This is a genomic window from Bacillus sp. FSL W7-1034 (assembly GCF_038593365.1).
In the GTDB taxonomy this organism is placed as follows: Bacteria; Bacillota; Bacilli; order Bacillales; family Bacillaceae; genus Bacillus; species Bacillus altitudinis.
Genome location: NZ_CP151989.1, coordinates 3,121,379 through 3,140,186, shown reverse-complemented (window position 1 = coordinate 3,140,186; position 18,808 = coordinate 3,121,379). Strand labels below are relative to the sequence as shown.

At 41.8% G+C, this 18,808-nt stretch carries 18 protein-coding genes and 1 tRNA gene; 14 read left to right on the top strand and 5 right to left on the bottom strand.

Translation table 11 applies throughout. From position 1 onward, the window contains the following. Nucleotides 1-217: 217 nt before the first annotated feature. Nucleotides 218-1,195, bottom strand: coding sequence for a D-glycerate dehydrogenase (locus NST73_RS16265; RefSeq protein ID WP_326242364.1), 978 nt, complete (start codon nt 1,193-1,195; stop codon nt 218-220). 563 nt (nt 1,196-1,758) lie between these two features. Here NST73_RS16265 and NST73_RS16260 point away from each other — a divergent pair. Together NST73_RS16260 and NST73_RS16255 are read left to right on the top strand one after the other, a co-directional pair. Further along, on the top strand, nt 1,759-2,340 hold the full coding sequence (locus NST73_RS16260) for a carbonic anhydrase (RefSeq protein WP_024719876.1): 582 nt from the start codon (nt 1,759-1,761) through the stop codon (nt 2,338-2,340). Nucleotides 2,341-2,377: 37 nt separating this feature from the next. Continuing rightward, nucleotides 2,378-4,000 carry a SulP family inorganic anion transporter gene (locus NST73_RS16255; protein WP_326242362.1) on the top strand — a complete coding sequence of 541 codons (1,623 nt, stop codon included), beginning with the start codon at nt 2,378-2,380 and terminating at the stop codon, nt 3,998-4,000. Nucleotides 4,001-4,029: 29 nt separating this feature from the next. Here NST73_RS16255 and NST73_RS16250 read toward each other — a convergent pair whose 3' ends face one another. Continuing rightward, on the bottom strand, nt 4,030-4,371 hold the full coding sequence (locus NST73_RS16250; RefSeq protein ID WP_047945650.1) for a MazG-like family protein: 342 nt from the start codon (nt 4,369-4,371) through the stop codon (nt 4,030-4,032). Nucleotides 4,372-4,507: 136 nt separating this feature from the next. Between NST73_RS16250 and NST73_RS16245 the strand changes: the two genes are divergently transcribed. Next, nucleotides 4,508-5,086, top strand: a complete 579-nt coding sequence (locus NST73_RS16245) for a TIGR00730 family Rossman fold protein (protein WP_024719873.1) — start codon at nt 4,508-4,510, stop codon at nt 5,084-5,086. Nucleotides 5,087-5,141: 55 nt separating this feature from the next. Here the strand turns inward: NST73_RS16245 and clpP are convergent, their stop codons facing one another. Then, nucleotides 5,142-5,738, bottom strand: coding sequence for an ATP-dependent Clp endopeptidase proteolytic subunit ClpP (gene clpP / locus NST73_RS16240; RefSeq protein ID WP_024719872.1), 597 nt, complete (start codon nt 5,736-5,738; stop codon nt 5,142-5,144). A gap of 253 nt (nt 5,739-5,991) precedes the next feature. Here clpP and NST73_RS16235 point away from each other — a divergent pair. From NST73_RS16235 to abc-f, 5 genes are all read left to right on the top strand, one after another. After that, nucleotides 5,992-6,067 (top strand) — tRNA-Arg (locus NST73_RS16235). A 293-nt stretch (nt 6,068-6,360) separates the two neighbouring features. Continuing rightward, nucleotides 6,361-6,825 (top strand): DinB family protein, encoded by a 465-nt coding sequence (locus NST73_RS16230; protein WP_251185077.1) that lies wholly within the window; start codon nt 6,361-6,363, stop codon nt 6,823-6,825. A gap of 250 nt (nt 6,826-7,075) precedes the next feature. Next, nucleotides 7,076-7,966 (top strand): ABC transporter substrate-binding protein, encoded by an 891-nt coding sequence (locus tag NST73_RS16225; protein WP_234879727.1) that lies wholly within the window; start codon nt 7,076-7,078, stop codon nt 7,964-7,966. Between the two features lie 168 nt (nt 7,967-8,134). Then, nucleotides 8,135-9,301 carry a macrolide family glycosyltransferase gene (locus NST73_RS16220; RefSeq protein ID WP_326242361.1) on the top strand — a complete coding sequence of 389 codons (1,167 nt, stop codon included), beginning with the start codon at nt 8,135-8,137 and terminating at the stop codon, nt 9,299-9,301. Nucleotides 9,302-9,697: 396 nt separating this feature from the next. Beyond that, nucleotides 9,698-11,257 carry an ABC-F type ribosomal protection protein gene (abc-f, locus tag NST73_RS16215; protein ID WP_217967809.1) on the top strand — a complete coding sequence of 520 codons (1,560 nt, stop codon included), beginning with the start codon at nt 9,698-9,700 and terminating at the stop codon, nt 11,255-11,257. A gap of 16 nt (nt 11,258-11,273) precedes the next feature. On the opposite strand, the gene NST73_RS16210 is transcribed toward abc-f, so the two are convergent. Continuing rightward, on the bottom strand, nt 11,274-12,683 hold the full coding sequence (locus tag NST73_RS16210; protein ID WP_096881881.1) for a polysaccharide deacetylase family protein: 1,410 nt from the start codon (nt 12,681-12,683) through the stop codon (nt 11,274-11,276). Nucleotides 12,684-13,017: 334 nt separating this feature from the next. Between NST73_RS16210 and NST73_RS16205 the strand changes: the two genes are divergently transcribed. The 4 genes from NST73_RS16205 to NST73_RS16190 all read left to right on the top strand — a co-directional run bounded on the left by NST73_RS16205 (nt 13,018) and on the right by NST73_RS16190 (nt 16,327). Continuing rightward, the gene (locus NST73_RS16205) at nt 13,018-14,046 is read left to right on the top strand and encodes an iron ABC transporter permease (RefSeq protein ID WP_025208011.1); all 1,029 of its coding nucleotides are present in this window, start codon (nt 13,018-13,020) and stop codon (nt 14,044-14,046) included. After that, nucleotides 14,043-15,044, top strand: a complete 1,002-nt coding sequence (locus NST73_RS16200; RefSeq protein WP_025208010.1) for an iron ABC transporter permease — start codon at nt 14,043-14,045, stop codon at nt 15,042-15,044. Before NST73_RS16205 ends, NST73_RS16200 begins: the two co-directional genes overlap by 4 nt. Before the next feature lie 16 nt (nt 15,045-15,060). Next, the gene (locus NST73_RS16195) at nt 15,061-15,957 is read left to right on the top strand and encodes an iron-hydroxamate ABC transporter substrate-binding protein (RefSeq protein ID WP_007500130.1); all 897 of its coding nucleotides are present in this window, start codon (nt 15,061-15,063) and stop codon (nt 15,955-15,957) included. A 145-nt stretch (nt 15,958-16,102) separates the two neighbouring features. Beyond that, nucleotides 16,103-16,327: a phage holin gene (locus NST73_RS16190; RefSeq protein ID WP_008347764.1), complete on the top strand. Its 225-nt coding sequence runs from the start codon at nt 16,103-16,105 to the stop codon at nt 16,325-16,327. A 271-nt stretch (nt 16,328-16,598) separates the two neighbouring features. On the opposite strand, the gene NST73_RS16185 is transcribed toward NST73_RS16190, so the two are convergent. After that, nucleotides 16,599-17,069 carry a helix-turn-helix domain-containing protein gene (locus tag NST73_RS16185; protein WP_007500131.1) on the bottom strand — a complete coding sequence of 157 codons (471 nt, stop codon included), beginning with the start codon at nt 17,067-17,069 and terminating at the stop codon, nt 16,599-16,601. A 257-nt stretch (nt 17,070-17,326) separates the two neighbouring features. Here NST73_RS16185 and NST73_RS16180 point away from each other — a divergent pair, with 257 nt between their 5' ends. Both NST73_RS16180 and NST73_RS16175 read left to right on the top strand, forming a co-directional pair. Continuing rightward, nucleotides 17,327-18,058: a Wzz/FepE/Etk N-terminal domain-containing protein gene (locus NST73_RS16180; RefSeq protein WP_024719858.1), complete on the top strand. Its 732-nt coding sequence runs from the start codon at nt 17,327-17,329 to the stop codon at nt 18,056-18,058. Next, a complete protein-coding gene (locus NST73_RS16175) occupies nt 18,048-18,731 on the top strand; it encodes a CpsD/CapB family tyrosine-protein kinase (protein ID WP_008347761.1) in 684 nt (227 codons plus the stop codon). Before NST73_RS16180 ends, NST73_RS16175 begins: the two co-directional genes overlap by 11 nt. Nucleotides 18,732-18,808 lie beyond the last annotated feature (77 nt).

Genomic DNA, 18,808 nt, shown 5'->3' with positions numbered 1-18,808 from the left:
GAGCGAACAGAGTAAAAATCGAACTTATTTTTTTCATCTTGATCCTCCTCAAAAGGAAATGGGATGCCGTCCTCTTGATGCTTGTCTACCTCATATTATAGCACCGGCATATGAAGAGAATGTAAAGAATCAGGAGATTGGAAAAAATGAGGCTTTTTGACCTACTGTTTCTAGATGACGTAAACAAAAAGACGCAGTTTCCTGCGCCTTTTTTCAATTAAGATGAGGCAAGCTCCTTCACAATATCAACAGGGGCTTTGCCATCAATTCCATGAAGCACATTATGAATGGCTCGTTTCAGCATAAGGTCTCTTGTCGTTTCAGTAGCGGAACCGATATGCGGGGCAAGCGTGACATTGTCCATCTCTTTGAAAGGATGATCTTCCTGAAGCGGTTCTTGCTCATACACATCCAGACCAGCTCCTTTAATCCACCCTTCCTGCAGTGCTTGAATGAGGCTTTTCTCATCGACGGTTTTTCCGCGGGAGATGTTCACGAATAAAGCTGTCGGCTTCATTAATTTCAATTCCCGCTCTCCTATCATATGGTACGTCTCATCCGTCAGTGGTGTGATTAACACAATGATATCAGCTTGCTTCAGCAAGTCATCCAGTGCGCAATATACAGCGCCATATGCCGATTCGGCTTTCTCGTTCCGGCTCCGGTTGTGATAGAGGACGTTCATATCAAAACCATGAGCGGCTCGTTTGGCTACTTGCTCACCGATTCGTCCCATCCCAATGATCCCAAGCGTTTGATGATGGACATCAATGCCGAATATGTCTTCTTCTTGAACAAATTTTGTCCATTTTCCCTCGCGGATAAAACGATCAAGCTCGGCAATTCTCCTCGCAGAAGAGAGAATGAGAGAAAAGGCAAGATCAGCAACGGTATGATCGAGTGTATAAGGCGTGTGCGTACCAATCACGCCTCTTTGTCTCATGGCTTCTAGATCAAAATTGTCATAGCCGACTGAATTATTGCTTACCACTTGGAGTTGAGGTGCATGATCTAATAAATCTTGATCAATTTTCGTACCTGATGTTAAAAGGCCATCAGCCTTCTGCAGCTTCTCAAATAATAGATCTCTTGGGATCGGGTCCTTTGACTGCCATACCTCGTATGTACAATGTTCCTTTAGCATGTCTTCAAAAGCGGCAGGTAAGGGTTTGGCGACAAAAATATGTGGTTTCATCATCAACTCGCTCCTTTCACATGGTCATCTTTCTCTTTTTATTATAAAGCAACCATTTTGGCAGTACACGTTTGAATATGAGCTACTCAATATTTAATATACTGAAATAACGGAAAAGGAGAGATTTTTATAGTGAAAGAGTAAATGACATGGCCCTCTGATGTCTTTTTACGATGTAGAAAAACGAGTGATTAGTAGATGAGTCATAGAAAAACGCTAGATGTTTCGAGAGATAATCTGACAAATTGGAAAAAAGATCGAGACTTTTTGATAGAAAATTTATTATATTTGCAGTGTATTAAACGGGATGGTCATTTTCTACTAAACCATTTCATCGTCTTTTGGTGAAATGAAAGCCATCGTTTGTAAGCAAAAGCCGCCTCTGCCCTGTGCTGAAGCGGAACAAAGAGCAAAATAGAGAAAATGATTACATATTCTCTCATCGTTTTCTCATTTTTTTCTTTTTTTTCTATCATTTTTCTTCTCTATGCTTGAGAACACACAAGGGAAAAGGAGGCCAGGTAAGGCGTTACAATCACTTAAAAAAGATAGGAGATGACAGGATGGATTCAACATTAGAACAGATTCTTCAGCACAATGCAGATTTTGTGAAAGAGAGACAGTATGAGCCTTTCAAGGCGGGAAAATTTCCTGAGAAGAAATTGGTTATATTAACTTGTATGGACACACGCCTGTTGGAATTATTACCCCAATCCATGGGGCTTCGTAACGGTGATGCGAAGATCATTAAAAATGCAGGAGCCATCGTCACACATCCATTTGGCAGTGTCATGCGGAGTATTTTACTAGCCATTTATGAGCTGAAAGCAGAGGAAGTATGCATTGTCGGACATCATGAATGCGGAATGGCAGGCCTTGCGGCAGACCCTTTACTTGAAAAGGCAAAAGCAAGGGGAATTGAGGAAAAGTGTTTGAGCATTGTGAAAAGCGCAGGTGTCGATTTAAAGGGCTGGCTGACAGGCTTTGATTCAGTGGAAGAGAGCGTATCCCAAAGTGTGAAATTAGTCAAAGAGCACCCGCTCATGCCAAGTGATGTAGCTGTTCATGGACTAGTGATTCATCCGGCAACAGGAAAGCTGGATGTCGTTATAAAAGATAAACAGATCGACCCGCAATATACCTAAATCATCTACACATACTTGAAGGAGGCCAACACATACCATGCGTTTTTATGGAAGATTTGAAGGTTATGATTCATCAAAGTTTAGACGCGATTTAATCGCTGGGCTTGTCGTGGGCGTTGTGGCAATTCCTTTAGGCATGGCTTTTGCCATTGCATCTGGTGTCGGACCAGAATACGGATTATACACAGTCATCGTTGCCGGCATTTTGATTTCATTGTTTGGTGGTTCAAAGTATCAGATCGGCGGACCGACCGGGGCATTTGTTCCAATTTTATTCGGGATCGTCAGCCAGTACGGTATCGAAAACTTGCTCATTGCTGGTTTTATGGCAGGCTGTATGCTTGTCTTATTCGGAATATTCAAACTAGGAAAGCTCATGAAATTTATTCCTCGTCCGGTTATCATCGGCTTTACTGCTGGCATTGCTGTCATTATTTTTTCAGGACAGATTGCCAACTTCCTCGGATTAAAGGGTGTTGAAAAGCATGAAAGCTTTTTCCTCAATATGAGAGAGATCGTGGTCCATCTTGGTACCGCAAACAGTCTCGCCATTCTCACAGCGATTGTTGGGCTCATCGTGATTTTGGCGGCACAAAAATACATTCCCAAAATACCTGGTGCTCTATTAGGTCTACTCGTTTCAACATTTATAGCTGTTCTCTTTTTTCAAGGACAAGTTGAAACCATCGGCTCTGCATATGGCGAAATCCCTCGTCAACTGCCAACTTTCGCTTTTCCTGAATTAACGATTGAAAAAATGATTTATTTGCTGCCGCCGGCTATTGTCATTGCGCTTTTGGGCGGCGTGGAGTCCATCTTGTCAGCTATGGTTGCTGATAATATGAAAGGCTCAAAGCATGACAGCAACAAGGAGCTTGTCGGGCAAGGAATTGCCAATATGGCGGCACCGCTTTTCGGAGGGATCCCAGCGACTGGAGCGATTGCTCGTACGGCAACAAACATTAAAAATGGTGGAGCGAGCCCCATTTCAGGAGTCGTGCATGGTGTCGTCGTCTTGCTCATCTTAATGTTATTTGCACCATATGCATCGATGATTCCGCTTGCTGCCATGGCACCGATTTTGATGTTTGTGGCGTGGAATATGAGTGAGAAAAAAGAGTTTATCAATATTGTCAAAGTCAAAAATGCGGATTCCCTTGTGCTTGTCGTGACCTTCCTGCTAACGGTCATCGGTGATTTGATTATTGGGGTGACTGCAGGTCTCATTTTAGCGTTTATCGCCTTTATCAAAAAAATGAGCCAGACAACGAATATCCACACAAATGTCGCTGTTCCTCAAATCGAAACGGCGGCTGCCTTAGAAAGGGAGACCGATCAGAAAGGGATTAGTATGTATTCGATTGAAGGGCCACTCTTTTTCGGTACAACCGATTCATTGGAAAATTCGATTTTGGATCATGTTCAGACAAAGCCGAAAACACTCATTTTGCTTATGAACAAAGTGAATTATATGGACACCTCAGCAGAAGCGGTTCTGATGAACATTTCCAATCGATTAAAGCATCACAATGGAAAATTGATGATTGTAGGGCTTCAATCACAGCCAAAAGAGCTTTTGCATCGTACCGGTTTTTTCCATCACATTGGAAAGCAGCATTTCTTTGAACGAACGGATGATATTTCACCACAGCAGCTATAAAAGGCTAAAAAAAGCACGTGACATGTCGGTCACGTGCTTTTTACCTGCTCTTTTTCACTAGAAAACCGTTGTGTGAGTTTCTGTTGATGGGAAGAGAAGATCTCTTCTACTGTTACATCATAGAGATCAGCTAGAACTAGTAGATTTCCTAAGACATCTCCCATTTCTTCAATAAGGTCCTTTCTTAACGCGGCGTCCTCCTGTGTTTTCTCATCAGGTCGATCGCGTCCAATTTCGACCGCCCTGACTGCACGAGCGAGTTCTCCTGTTTCTTCCATCAGGAAACCTAACCTGATAAACGGCCCGTATTCTGTCCAATTTCTCATTTTGTAGAAATCTTTGATCCATTTTTCCATTTCAGTTGTTTGCATTCTCTTTATACAGCTCCTTATATGGTGTTCACCTTCTGATTTTACACTATATATAGATGGAGTGGCTGTTTCTTTACAATGAATTATAGTAGAATGAGTGGGTGAAGAAATCATAGAGAGAGATGGAGCTGTTTTGATGAAAACGATTTGTGTGTTTGCTGGTTCGAATCCAGGTGTGAATGACATCTACAAACAAAAAGCTGTCGAGCTAGGGGCTTATATGGCAGAGCAAGGAATCCGTCTTGTATACGGTGGCTCACGAATTGGCTTAATGGGCGCTATAGCGGATGAGGTATTAAAAAACGGCGGGCAAGTGATCGGAGTCATGCCAAAAGGGCTTTTTAGAGGAGAGGTTGTGCATCAAGAGCTCACTGAACTCATTGAAGTCAAAGGAATGCATGAACGAAAAGCGAAAATGAGCGAGCTGGCCGATGGGTTTATTGCCATGCCAGGTGGTTTTGGTACATATGAAGAATTATTTGAGGTGCTATGCTGGGCGCAAATTGGCATCCATCAAAAGCCAATCGGATTGTATCAAGTGAATCAGTATTTCAAACCGCTCCTCGACATGGTGACGTTCAGTGTACAGGAAGGTTTTTCGAATGAATCACACCTTCAATTGCTGCATGCCTCTGGAGAACCGGAAGAATTGATTTCACAGATGGCTTCCTATCAAACACCGTCTCTTCAGCAGAAATGGACGGAGCTGTCTTAAAACAGATGCATAACAAAAAACCGCCTGTTCAAAGAGCAGACGGTTTGTTTTGTGATTATTTTTGTTCTTCTGAATTACGGGTCAAGACTTTGTCAATGAGTCCGTATTGAAGTGCTTCTTCCGCTGTTTTGAAGTTGTCACGATCTGTATCGCGCTCAATGACTTCAATTGGCTGACCAGTACGTTCAGCAAGTACTTGGTTCAGTTTATCGCGTAAAGAAAGGATTCGTTTTGCCGCAATTTCAATTTCTGTTGCTTGACCTTGCGCACCACCTAGTGGTTGGTGAATCATCACTTCACTATTTGGAAGGGCATAACGCTTACCTTTTTCACCAGCAGCAAGCAGGAACGCACCCATAGATGCAGCCATACCAATACAAATAGTTGATACCTTTGGTTTAATAAATTGCATCGTATCGTAAATGGCCATACCAGCTGTGATCGAACCGCCAGGGCTGTTAATGTAGATAGAGATATCTTTTTCTGGATCCTCGGCTTCTAAGAAGAGAAGCTGTGATACGATGGAGTTGGCAACATTGTCATCGATCGCAGAACCAAGCATGATAATACGGTCTTTTAAAAGACGAGAATAAATGTCGTAAGCTCTTTCCCCACGATTTGTTTGCTCAATGACTGTAGGTATTAAATTCATAATGTTCCTCCTTCACCTTTTAGGTAAGTATGTAATTCAATGATACATTTTTGGTCAATAAAGGTCAAACAAAATGCTGACCTAAAATCAAATACCCCTATCCATTTTCCCCAAAACTCTTCCACTTCAAACCATCATATGAGTATATGTATGGGAATGAAGAAAATGCATCGACAGGGATAGCGATTAATCATTGCTTTCTTGCAGCATTTCCCTTATAATTTGATATGCTGACGTTCAAAAAACATATCGTGCGCTCGTAGCTCAGTTGGATAGAGCGGTGGTTTCCGGTACCACGTCTGCCGGGGGTTCGAATCCCTCCGAGCGCGTCTTGAGTATCCGATGGATTATTTATGAAAGAACTTGAAAACCCTTTGAAATAAAGGGTTTTTTTGTTTTTTTATGAGTGGTATTGTGTGAGTGAATTGAGAGGAACTTCACTATGTATTAGCGCGTTCATTTTGTATCGAAAAACACAGATTAATATTGTTAAAAAGACAAATTTTCTTGATGATAGGTAATCAAGTAAACTTAATCTATTATTGGAGTATAAAGTCAGTTCATCAATATTCTAAAAGCTTGTTCAACGAAAAGGGCAAAATTCATTCATAAGGAGGCACTAATGAATTGTGAAAGTGTTTTACATCAAATTGAAGTAGCTGTTAAAACATTGATAAAAATAGTAAGTCAATTAGAAGAAGCTGATTTACAAAAAAGACCAACACCTCATAAGCAGTCTATCGGAGAGTTGCTGGAACACATTGCGATCATTTGTGAAGCTGACTGGCGTATTGCAAATGAGGCGACCCAAGAAGAGATGGCAACATTTTATGCTAATGTATCATATAAAACTGTAAAGTCGATAGAAAAAGGCTTAATGACTAATTTCCATTCATTAAAAAATAATTATATGAAATTATCGGACACAGAACTACTGTCTCGTACCACTTCCTATTGGGGTGTGACATATACAAGGTATGAATGGTTGTTAGAGATATTAGCACATGTTTATCATCATAGGGGACAATTACATGCTATGCTTGTTCACTGTTACAATCAAGACCCCAAAATTTTAATGTTTGAATGATGTTCTTCGACTAAAGGGTGTTTTGCTTTCATAATATCCTGTAATAACATCTATCGTGTCGGGGTTTTATAGATTCTCAGCGTGTGCATCCAACCTAGTTCACAATTGAAAAAGGTTTCTCGAACCCTCTCCATCAGAAGAGGGTTTTTTGTATGTGGCGTTCACTGCTAAAACTTTACATCTAAACCACACTGCTTATGTTATAATTAATAATCATTCTCAATTAAAGGTGGTTTCGTAAGTGAAAAAAATGATTTGGCTTATGAGTCTGCTGGCAGTATTGTTGGTGGCTTGCGGGCAGAAAGACAATAAAGAACAAGAATCAAATACTCGTACATATACAACTGAAACGGGTGAAAAGATCACCATTCCAGACAAACCGAAACGAATTGTTGTGTTAACAGCACAGCTTGGAAATTTTAAAAAGTTAGGTGTGACACCTGTTGGCATGACAGATGTTTATCCTAAATCATCCTTTTTAGATGAAACAGGTGTGAAGAGGGTGCCGATAGAAAATGTGGAGGCAATCGCCAAACTGAAACCTGATCTCATTATTGCGTATTCACAAAATGATCAAGTTGAAAAATATAAAAAGATCGCAAAAACAATTACTTTCACAACAAGTGAACATAGCTTTAAAGAGATGCATATTGAAATCGGAAAGATTCTTGGAAAAGAATCGTTAGCCAAAAAACAAATACAAGAAATGGACGAGCAGCTGAAAAAAGACGGCAAAGAGGTCAAAGCAAAAATTGGTGAAGACAAGACGTTCTCCATTATGGATGTGCAGCCTAAGCAGGTGTACTTATTTGGTACAGACTTTGGTCGTGGAGGAGAGGTTATCTATCAAGGGTATGGATTCAGTTTGCCTGAAAAAGCAGAGAAAGCTCTACCAAAAGAAGGGTATCTCGGTATTTCATTAGAAGAGATGAACGAGTATACAGGTGACTATTTACTTGTACCAACAAAGGATGGAAAAGCACCTAATTCTGATATCACAGGTAGCGGTGTATGGAAGAAGAATAAAGCAGTAAAACAAGGACATGTTCTAACCTATTCAATCAAAGAATTTATCTATGCTGATCCAATCTCAATTGAAAAACAGTCTGCTGCGTTTAAACAAATGCTGCTCAAAAATTAATAGAAAAAAGACAAAGCACTTAAAAAGGAGGCTTTGTCTTTTTTTCTGCTATCCTCTTAAAAATACTAGCCCTAAGACTCATTTATCCCCTTTTCAGGCGTATTTGTTGAGCCTGATCACTGTATAAGATTAACATGGAAGGGAATTGACAATAAGGAGAGGATTCTTGTGGCGAAGGTTTTAATGATTACGTTCCCAGCTGAAGGACATGTGAACCCAATGTTAGGGATGATAAGAGCATTTGTTGATCGAGGTGATGAAGTGCATGTGGTCACAACTGAACATTATCAAAAACGGATCAAACGCTTAGGCGCTCACATACATATACATCCAGATTATATTCGGACATTAAGCGTGGAAGAAGACGATTTGGAGTCCATGCAGCCATTTTTTCATGCCATGCTACAAACGTCATTAGACATTTTAGAAGTGGTGGAAACTCTTTCTCAACAGCATTCATTTGATTTGGTCTATTTTGATATGTTTGGAGCAGGTGAGCTTGTGCGGGATTACTTACAGATTCCAGGCGTCGGTTCGAATCCTTCTTTTGTGCTGCAGGAGGCGCATTTTGATACACCTCTATACAGAAAAGATGAGAAGGCGGCTCATCTGTTAGAAGAAATACATGAACGTTTTGGCGTTCAGCCAAAGCATTTGATGCAATTCATGAAAAACCGCGGCGAACTGAATATGGTGTATACAAGTGAATATTTTCAGCCGTCTGTTGATGCATTGGATGATTCGTTTGTTTTCATTGGACCGAGTTTTCTAAAACGTGCTGACCAGCACGATTTCCCATTAGAAGCGCTTGAGCGGGAGAAGGTTGTCTTTATTTCAATGGGAACGGTTCTTGGAGATACTGAAGCATTCTTTAATATGTGTATTGATGCCTTTGCCGACTTTGATGGAAAAGTGATTCTCGCAACTGGTGAAAAAATCGACATGTCTCTCCTAAAAGAAGCGCCATCTCATTTTCTCATCGAGCCTTATGTGCCGCAGCTTGAAGTCCTTGAACTGACAGATGTGTTTGTAACCCACGGCGGGATGAACAGTGTCAATGAAGGTATTCATTATCATGTTCCAATGGTTGTCATCCCGGTTGACAAAGATCAGCCGATGGTGGCAAAAAGACTGACGGATCTCTCTGCTGCTCGTGCACTCGATAAAGACCAGCTGACAGCAAGGCAGTTGAGAGATACTGTAGAGAGTGTACTCGGAAGTGACACATACCGTGCTGGGATTGAAAAGATTGAAGAAAGTTTCCAAACAGCAGGTGGAACAGAAAAAGCATTACGTGTCATTGATCAGTTTATGCAAGCGAAACAGATGCAATAGGTAAGGTGTTTACTCAAGTTGGCCAGCCTGTCTTAATAGGAAACCCACTTGACAAAAAATAACCAATCTTTTATCGTATACGTAATAAACGACGGAAGGGTGACCCAATGCAATGAAGTACTAATCCTATGACCTGTAAGCAAAATGAAAGAACGAAGGCAGTGAGCAAACGATATGTGTTGCTATGTTTGCTGCGTTTTCATTTTTTAGCTTCGGAATAGGATGGTACAGCTTGGGAATCAAAGATTGAAGTGATGGATACGGGGGATATGTGTGCTCATTTGATGAACCGCATGTCATTCTGTATCGATACGCTTATTTTTGTACACCATTTTGCCTCCTATTCTGAGAATGGGAGGCTTTTTCATGTCTCCTGATACGAAAGGAGAGGGTTGGATGTTACTGAGAGCCCACCAATTAAAAGTATTTCGAAAGGATCGTTTGTTATTTGATATAGAGGAGCTTGCCATTCATCAAGGGGACCGAATCGGCCTTGTAGGGACAAATGGCAGTGGGAAAACGACATTGCTCCATGTACTGGCGGGTAGGGAAAAACCAGACAGCGGCACATTTGCACACACTACAACTTGTACGCTGCTTCCTCAACTAAAGACAGGAGATGGCAGACAAAGTGGCGGAGAGATGACTCAAGCTTATATTGAGAGAGCTTTAAGCCGGCCTTCTGCCCTTTTATTAGCCGATGAACCGACGACTCATTTAGATACGGAGCATATTGAGTGGCTAGAAGAAAAGCTTCGTCATCATCAAGGTGCTCTGATTGTCGTCTCGCATGACCGTGCTTTTTTAGATGCGTTATGTACAGACATTTGGGAATTGGAAGATGGGAAGCTCAAACTATACAAAGGCAACTACAGCGATTTTGCCCGGCAAAAAGAACTCGAACATCGCCAGCACGTGGAGGCGTACGAGGTGTATACCCAAAAGAAAAAACAGTTAGAACATGCACTGCAAAAGAAAATGAAAAAAGCCGACAAAGCGACAAAGCCATCTCCAAAGCTGAAATCCTCGGGGCCTAAAATTGCAAAGCCTTATTATGCAAACAAGCAAAAAAAGCTTCAAAAAACAGCCAAATCTATTGAAACAAGAATGGAGAAATTAGAAAAGGTGGAGAAGGTAAAGGAAGTCCAGCCTCTTCAAATGACGCAGCACACCATGAAGGAAGTGGCAAGCCGCTCCATTTTTCGTGTCGAACATGTAGATGGCATGGCAGGAGATAAAGTCCTTTGGAAAAAGGCGAATGTTGAAGTGAGAGGCGGAGACAAAGTCGCGATCATTGGGAAGAATGGGAGCGGTAAAACGACATTTCTCCGAATGCTTGTAAACGGACATCCCGGGATTTTTCGTTCAGAAGCCGTGAAGATTGGCTATTTCAGCCAAGATCTTTCAGGACTGAATCTAGATGAATCGATCTTACAAAATGCACTGGAACAGGCGATTCAAGATGAGACGATCGTTCGCACCGTTTTAGCGAGACTTGGGTTTCGGGGAGACGATGTGTATAAGCTGACGAACGTATTAAGCGGCGGGGAACGAGTGAAGACGATGCTTGCAAAGTTGCTCGTCAGTGATTCCAATGTTCTGATGCTTGATGAACCGACGAACTTTTTAGACCTTGCGGCAGTAGAAGCGCTTGAAGGACTTTTAAAAGATTACCCGGGCACAGTTGTGTTTGTCTCCCACGACAGGCGGCTCATTGAGCAGGTGGCTACTCGTATTCTTCATGTGCACGAGGGTACCATTGAACGCTTTGATGGCACCTATGAAGAATATAAACAAAAGGAAGAAAAGCCAACTGCTACAAAGAAAGAAGAAGAGCTCTTGCTGATTGATATGCAGCTGTCTGAAGTGCTCAGTCGTTTAAGCATCGAGCCTTCTCGTGAGCTTGAAGAGACGTTTCAAGCATTGTTAAAAAGAAAGAAGTTGTTAGAGTCATAAAAAAAAGCCCCTGTGTTTACTGCACAGGGGTCTGTTCGTTTCGTTCTTTTTTCAATTGTTCAAGTTCGCTGACTGTGACAAGCTGGTAGCCTTGTTTGGTGAGTTCATGTATGATCTTCACTGCTGCTCGAGCAGAGCTGTCATAAATATCGTGCATGAGTACGGTTTTGCCATCTGCTGCATGTGAGAGAACATGGTTTGTGATCTGCTGGCTGTTGCGAATTTTCCAGTCTTCAGGATCGACATCCCACAATGAAACGTTCATGCCCACCGCTTGATTGATGTCGGGATTTGTTCCTCCATATGGCGGTCTAAAGTGCGTAGGAGTATAACCGCTGGCCTTTTCAATCAGCTTCTGCGTGTCTTTTACTTGTTTGACCGCTTCTTTTAGAGGGAGTCTCGTTAATAAAGGATGGTTATATGAATGGTTTCCGATCTCATTTCCGCCCTTTAAAATGTCGGCAAGCATTCCAGGATAATACTGAACCCTGCTTCCTAATACGAAAAAGGTGGCGTGTCCTTTATTTTCTTTCAGCGCTGCTAAAATGGTTGAAGTTGTGGCTGGGTTTGGACCATCATCAAATGTGAGTGCGATGGCTTTTTTATTCGGATCAAGCTTTGGCTTTTGCGGCAGCTTGACGGCTTTTCTTTTTGGATTCGGTTCTTTGATTTCATTCTGATTTTTGGTCTTATTCATATATTCCGGCTTCAAGATATCTTTTAGCAACGTCTTTTTGATCGCCAGCGTTTGCGGACCTAAGTCCTTTGCGGCTACTTGAGAAGCTGGGAAATAGAACTCTATATATTTCTCTTTTAAGGCGAATTGACTGAAGTTTTGATCAGTAGGGGCTGTTCCTTTTTGAAGGAGTGATAGATCCTTAGACAAGGTTTTATCTTTTTTAAGCTCCGTGTATGTAATATAGGATAATTTTTTCAAATAGTCCTTTTTTGGTTGAAATAAATCTTTTGTGTCAAGAAAGTCTTTTTTCTGAAAATCGAAATTGATTGTGACGTGGTGAGTGGTCCCATTTTGCTGACCTGTATATGTATAGGTCGTAAAATAAATGGCCGCAGATTGTTTTGCATAGTGCACCATGTCATAGTCAATATTCAGTTCAAACCGTTTGTTTTCATCAATGTCCTTTGCTTCACTAAATGTCTTTTTGAAATGCTCTAATGCTGAATTCGCATAGCTTTGAATCTTGTCATCTAGCTTTTTTTGATGAAAAAGTGGATAGTTCACCGCATATCTCATAAACTTCCCGTCATTTACAAGAGTAACAATTTCAACATTTTTATAATTCGTATCCTGCTTCACATTTTTCTTCTCTGTACCGCTTGCTTGCTGATTTTGAAAGAATGCAACTGTTCCAATGACGATGGCAAGCGCAAATAGGATGATACTCCATTTTCCCTTTACTGACACAACTTTCAATTCTCCTCTCATGACGGGTCATTCTTTATTCCTTTGACATCTGTTTGTAATATTTTTATAACAATTGACTTACTTTTGTAATTTTAGGGGATTTTCATGCGGAATGTCAACTATTTTCCTATTAAAATACTGTAAAAATTGATAGGTCTTTCAGAACGAGAAAAAGCAGAAGGAAAGAATTCTCTTATTTGCCGTCTACCAATACCTTCAATAATTAAAAAAATGAGCCGTACATTGATTTTTCAGAGGCTGACAGCTATAATTTTGATGATTATGATTCTCATTTTCAAACTGACTTTTAATGAAGAAAAGGATGACACCGATTTTGCCGGATAAGCGAACATCTCAACAAAAACGATCATCACCTATTTTGTTCTTTTTATTGTTTTTTCTCGCTGTCATTGGTTTATTGGCGGCTATGTTTTTGGCTGTTTCATACGGTGCAAAGTCATTGTCTTTGCAAACGGTCTGGACAGCTGTGTTTGACTATCAGTCTCATGTGACAGAGCAGCAGATCATTCATGAATTAAGGCTTCCTCGTGTGTTAGGAGCTGCGCTTGTTGGAGCTGCGTTTGCTGTGGCAGGTGCGCTGATGCAAGGCATTACAAGAAATCCGCTGGCAGATGCGGGGATATTAGGCATTAACGGCGGTGCGATGTTTGTAGTCGCTCTCTGTTTTGCTTTTTTTCCAGGAATGCCTTATTCGGCATTGATGTTATTTTCTTTTTTTGGTGCCGTTCTCAGTACACTGCTGATTTTTGCCATTGGGGCGGCTGGCGGCGTGCTGACTCCACTTCGGCTCACTGTAGCTGGAGCTGTTGTTGCCGCATTGCTGCATGCGCTAAGCTCAGGTATCGCCATTTACTTTGATCTCAGTCAGGATCTGGCTTTTTGGTATGCAGGGGGTGTGGCAGGTGTCAAATGGCCGCAGCTGATGATCCTTGCTCCAGTCATTCTCATTGTCATCGTTTGGGCGATGTTATTAGGACGATCCCTCTCGTTATTATCACTTGGTGAAGATGTAGCTGCGAATTTAGGGGTGAAAACCCGGCAAGTGCGAATACTAGGTATGGCAGCTGCGGTTCTGTTGGCAGGCGTTTCTGTATCGGCGGTTGGGTCTATTGGGTTTGTCGGGCTTGTCATTCCGCATATTGCACGAAAGCTGGTTGGGGTCAATTATCGTTTCGTCATTCCGATGTCAGCGATTTTAGGCGCAATGCTTCTCGTCTTCGCTGATCTTGCCAGCCGGACAGTAAATCCGCCAAGAGAGCTTGCCATTGGCGTCATGGTGGCACTTGTTGGTGTTCCTTTCTTCTTATATATTGCCAGAAAAGAAGGGAGGAACCTGTCATGAAAGAGAAACGGCGTGCTCTTGTCGTGACAGCCGTTTTGCTTTGTCTGAGTGCGGCTGTCGTGCTGTATAGTTTAAATACCGGCACGCTGAAACTCAGTCCTCTCGTTGTCGTCAAAACGTTATTTGGCTTTGGAGATTTCCAAAGTGAGACGGTGCTGTTTGATTATCGTCTGCCTCGAATCGTCGTGACGATACTAGCTGGAATAGGTCTAGGCATCGCAGGTGGCATTTTGCAGAGTTTATCCCGCAATCCACTTGCCGATCCTGGGATTATTGGTCTGAATGCAGGAGCCGCATTCGGCTTAATCATCTTTGTGACGTATTTTCACGTACTAGAAGGAAATCCATCTTTACTCATTCCGCTCTTTACATTTGGTGGAGGCCTACTTGCGGCGGCAGTCATCGTTCTTCTTGCGTACGACAGGCATGAAGGGCTTGTGCCTATCCGGCTGATCCTTGTTGGAATTGCCGTAGCTGCGGGGTTTAGTGCATTGACGTTATATTTGTCATTGAAACTGGATGAAGATACATACACCTTCGCTTCAAGGTGGCTTGTGGGAAATGTATGGGGAAGAGACTGGATTCATGTGCTTGCGCTCCTACCTTGGATCGTATGTCTTGTCCCGCTTACGCTCATGCAGTCCAGCACACTCAATGCGTTAACATTAGGTGATGCCGTCGCCTCAAGTGTCGGAGTACGTGTAGAGCGCAAACGACTTTTTCTTCTCACCTTAGCTGTTGGTCTAGCAAGTGCAAGTGTATCGATGACAGGCGGAATTGGTTTTATTGGCCTTGTTGCACCTCATTTGGCGAGGCGTCTTGTCGGCTCACTGCACCAATATTTTTTACCAGTGAGCGCTTTGCTTGGATTGTTGATTTTGGTCAGTGCTGATACACTCGGACGTTCCATATTTGCCCCAAATGCCATCCCAGCAGGTGTGGTTGTGGCTTTTATCGGAGCACCTTATTTTCTCTATTTACTAACAAAAACAAAATAAGAAAGAGGAACTCATCATGAAAAAAGTACTTGTGTTTGGTTTAACGCTCTGTTTTTTGATTCTGGCCGCTTGTGGTCAACAGGAAACAAAGAAGACAACAAATCAAGATGAAAACGGAACACCTAAGATTGCGTCCTTGTCGATTCATTTAACAAATGACTTATTAGCACTCGGGATAAAACCTGCTGGCTCTGTTGTAGGGGGAGACTTAAAAGATTTCCTTCCACATGCGAAAAAGCAGCTTAGCCAAACGAAAAAGCTGGGCATCGCAGCAGATCCTGATATGGAGTCATTGCTTGCTTTAAAACCAGATGTCATTTACGTCGATGAAGAACTGGCTGGACAAGATTTATCAAAATACAAGAAAATCGCCAAAACCGAAGTGTTTAATTTAAATGATGGCACATGGCGTGATCATTTGAAAAAAATCGGCAAGCTCGTCAATAAAGAAAAAGAAGCCGATCAATATATTAAGGACTACAATCAAGAAGCAAAAGAAGTCAAATCACTCATCCAGAAAAAGATTGGAAATGGAAAAGTGATGGCGATTCGTGTAACAGCAAAAGAGCTTCGAGTATTTAGTATGAAACGTCCGATGGGGCCAATTTTATACGATGATTTAGGACTGACACCTGTAGATGGTGTGAAAAAACTGGACAGCAAACGTCCATTTGAAGTCATTTCTCAAGAAGTGCTTCCTGACTTTGATGCAGATGCTATTTTTGTCGTTGTGAACCGTGATGATAAGGCGCAGCAGGCATTCAAACAGTTAGAGCAGACGCCGATTTGGAAAGGCCTAAAAGCCGTGAAGAAAAACCAAGTGTATCCGATTGCCGATCAGCCATGGTTAGATTATTCAGCTCTAGGCAACAAAATGGCAATGGATGAAGCAAAAAAGATGTTCTCTAAATAAACAGCACATAAATCAAGGCATCATTCCGCATCTAGGAATGATGTCTCTTTTTTTGATTCGTTCTTCTATTCATTCGCTTTTTGCATACATATGAGAGGGAACGAGCAGTATCGCCCGTATGAAAGGATAAGGGGAGGGGTTACAGTTGAAGGTTCAAAAAATTAGTGCAGGCACTATTGCGAGGCTTGTGCTGCTTTTATTGGCACTTGTGAACAGCGCTCTCACTGCTGCAGGAAAAAGCCCAATTCCAATTGATGAAGAAGGTGTGCAGCAATTCATTACGTTAGCCTTTCTTGGCATCACATCACTATGGGCCTATTGGAAGAACAATGATATTACGAAAAAAGCACGAACCAAAAAAGAAGAATAACAGAAAACAGAGCCTTTTCATGCAAAAAGGCTCTCAGCATGTAGACAAACCCTCGCATTCGGTGTCAGTCCTGCGCGCTGGTGCTCACGAATGTCGAATTCGCTCCTAGACTGCAAAGGTTTTCTATCACGCTGAAAAGAAGACAAAGGGCTAAAATAAGTTCATTTTAGCCCTTTGTCCATAAACTGAAAAGAGCCTTTTCATATAAAAAGGCTCTATTTCATCGAAGCGACAAGCGCCTCTCCCCGCAAATTGGTTTGATCTCAGTGGCTTACGCCCGGTGTTCTCCCATATTGGTAAGAAACGCTTTCACTTCCTCGATGGTTAAGCCAATGGCCTTTGCTTCACTCATGAGACGCTTCCATTCTGACATATTTGAGTCGGTCAGCTTTCTATGATGGACATGTAACGTCTTTCCTTCCTGCTCCTTTCTGTAGGTTTGGAGCAGCTGATACAGTTCTTCTTTAGGCATGCCAGATTGGACGGCATGAACGATATGATCCCGCCACTCCTGTTCACCGCCCTCAGCGTAATGAAACATCATCGTTTCTGCATCAAACAGCTCTTGTAAATCAATGTCTAGTGATGAGGATACCTTTTTTAAAAACTGGACAGATGGATTACGATGGACACCACGCTCAATTTTACTCAAATACGATTTAGAGACATGGGCATCTTCAGCCAGCTGCTGGATTGAGTATCCTTTCCTCTTTCGGTAAATGCGTATCACCTTTCCTATCATTCGATATATGATCTCCCTTCTCCCCGGCGAATCGTTCTGCGACCTTTTCGTTCATTATAAGAAATAAATTGTTCTTTATAAAATTCAAAAACGTAAGAAACAGGAAGTAAACAAAAGAAAACGAACGATTTCGTTCTTTAAAAAGAACTATAAGACCTATTATGACATTTTTCTTTGCGGGTATTATCTTTTATAATCCAATCATTAACAAAAAGAAACCATATATAACCTTTTTATGATGAAATCGGGAGGTATCTATGAATGAGAATATAGGTTTTAAGCAGCTGTTTTCTGTCATAAAAGAGAAAATGGCCCTTCTGATCCTGATTGTCCTGATCGTAACGGGCATTTCAGCCTACTATCAGTTCTATGTCTCGACTCCTGTATATCAGGCAACCACTCAAATTCTTGTTCATAAACGAAGCAGTGATGCACAAGCGAATTTAAACGATATTCAGATGAACCTTCAATATACACGTACCTTTCAAGTCCTATTAAAAAGTCCAATCGTTATTGAAAAAGTAAAAGAAACACTCAATCTTACAGAATCGGCGGAAGGATTAAAACACAAAATTGCCACAAGTACAGAAAATGAGTCAGAGGTCATAAATATTTCTGTACAAGATGAGGACCGAGCGAAGGCAGTAGCCATTGCGAATACAGCCACAGAGGTGCTGCAAGAAGAAATCAAAAAAACCATGAATATGGATCGCATTAATGTTTTGTCTGAAGCCAAGCTGTCCAACACGATACTGATGAACTCACGTAAATTCGTTCACATCGTTCTGGCACTAGGCGCCTCTGTATTAGGGGGAATGACACTCATTTTCTTAATGAATTTACTCGATGATACGGTGAAACGAACACATCAAATAAGAGAAGAGATCGGATTGCCATCGCTCGGCAGTGTCTATCAGATGCAGGCGGACAGGAGGGCAAAAAAAGACAAGCAGTCCGTCATAACGGGAGGACAGAACATTGATTTTTAAGAGGAAAAAACGAGAAAAAAGAGATTTATCCTGTATTTCTGTATTAAATCCTCACTCTGTCATTGCGGAACAATTCCGAACGATCCGAACGAACATCGAATTCACGTCGATTCAAACGAGGCTGAAGTCGATATTGGTCACATCCTCCTTGCCGAAGGAAGGAAAATCATTTACGGCTGCAAACTTGGCAGCTGTTTTTGCACAGCAGAAAAAACGGGTCTTGCTCATGGATGCTGATTTACGTAAACCTGCCATTCATGAATATTTTGATCTGAGTCCGCACACCGGATTGACCAATGTGCTATTAAATAATTGCAGTTTGGAAGAAGCCATTTTGCCTACACCAATTGAGCATTTAGAGCTGCTTCCGAGTGGGACCATTCCGCCAAATCCCGCTGAGCTGCTTTCCTCCTCTGTGATGAAGCAGCTATTTTACGAGATTGAACAGCAGTATGACATGGTGATTGTTGATTCCACACCGCTTCTGCCTGTAGCCGATGCCAAAATATTAGCAAACCGGACGGATGGAAGCATTCTTGTGGTTTTAAGCGGTAAAACGAAGATTGCCGCTGTGAAGAAATCAAAAGAAGTATTAGAGGGTACGACAGGGAAACTGCTTGGGGCGATGCTAAATGGCAAGAAAGTGAAAAAGGGAAGGCACTATATGTATTAAAGAGATTGATAGGTGATGTCTCCTAATCTTTAACAACGGAGGCACTCGATCCTGCTGTGGGCATGACATATGCCTTA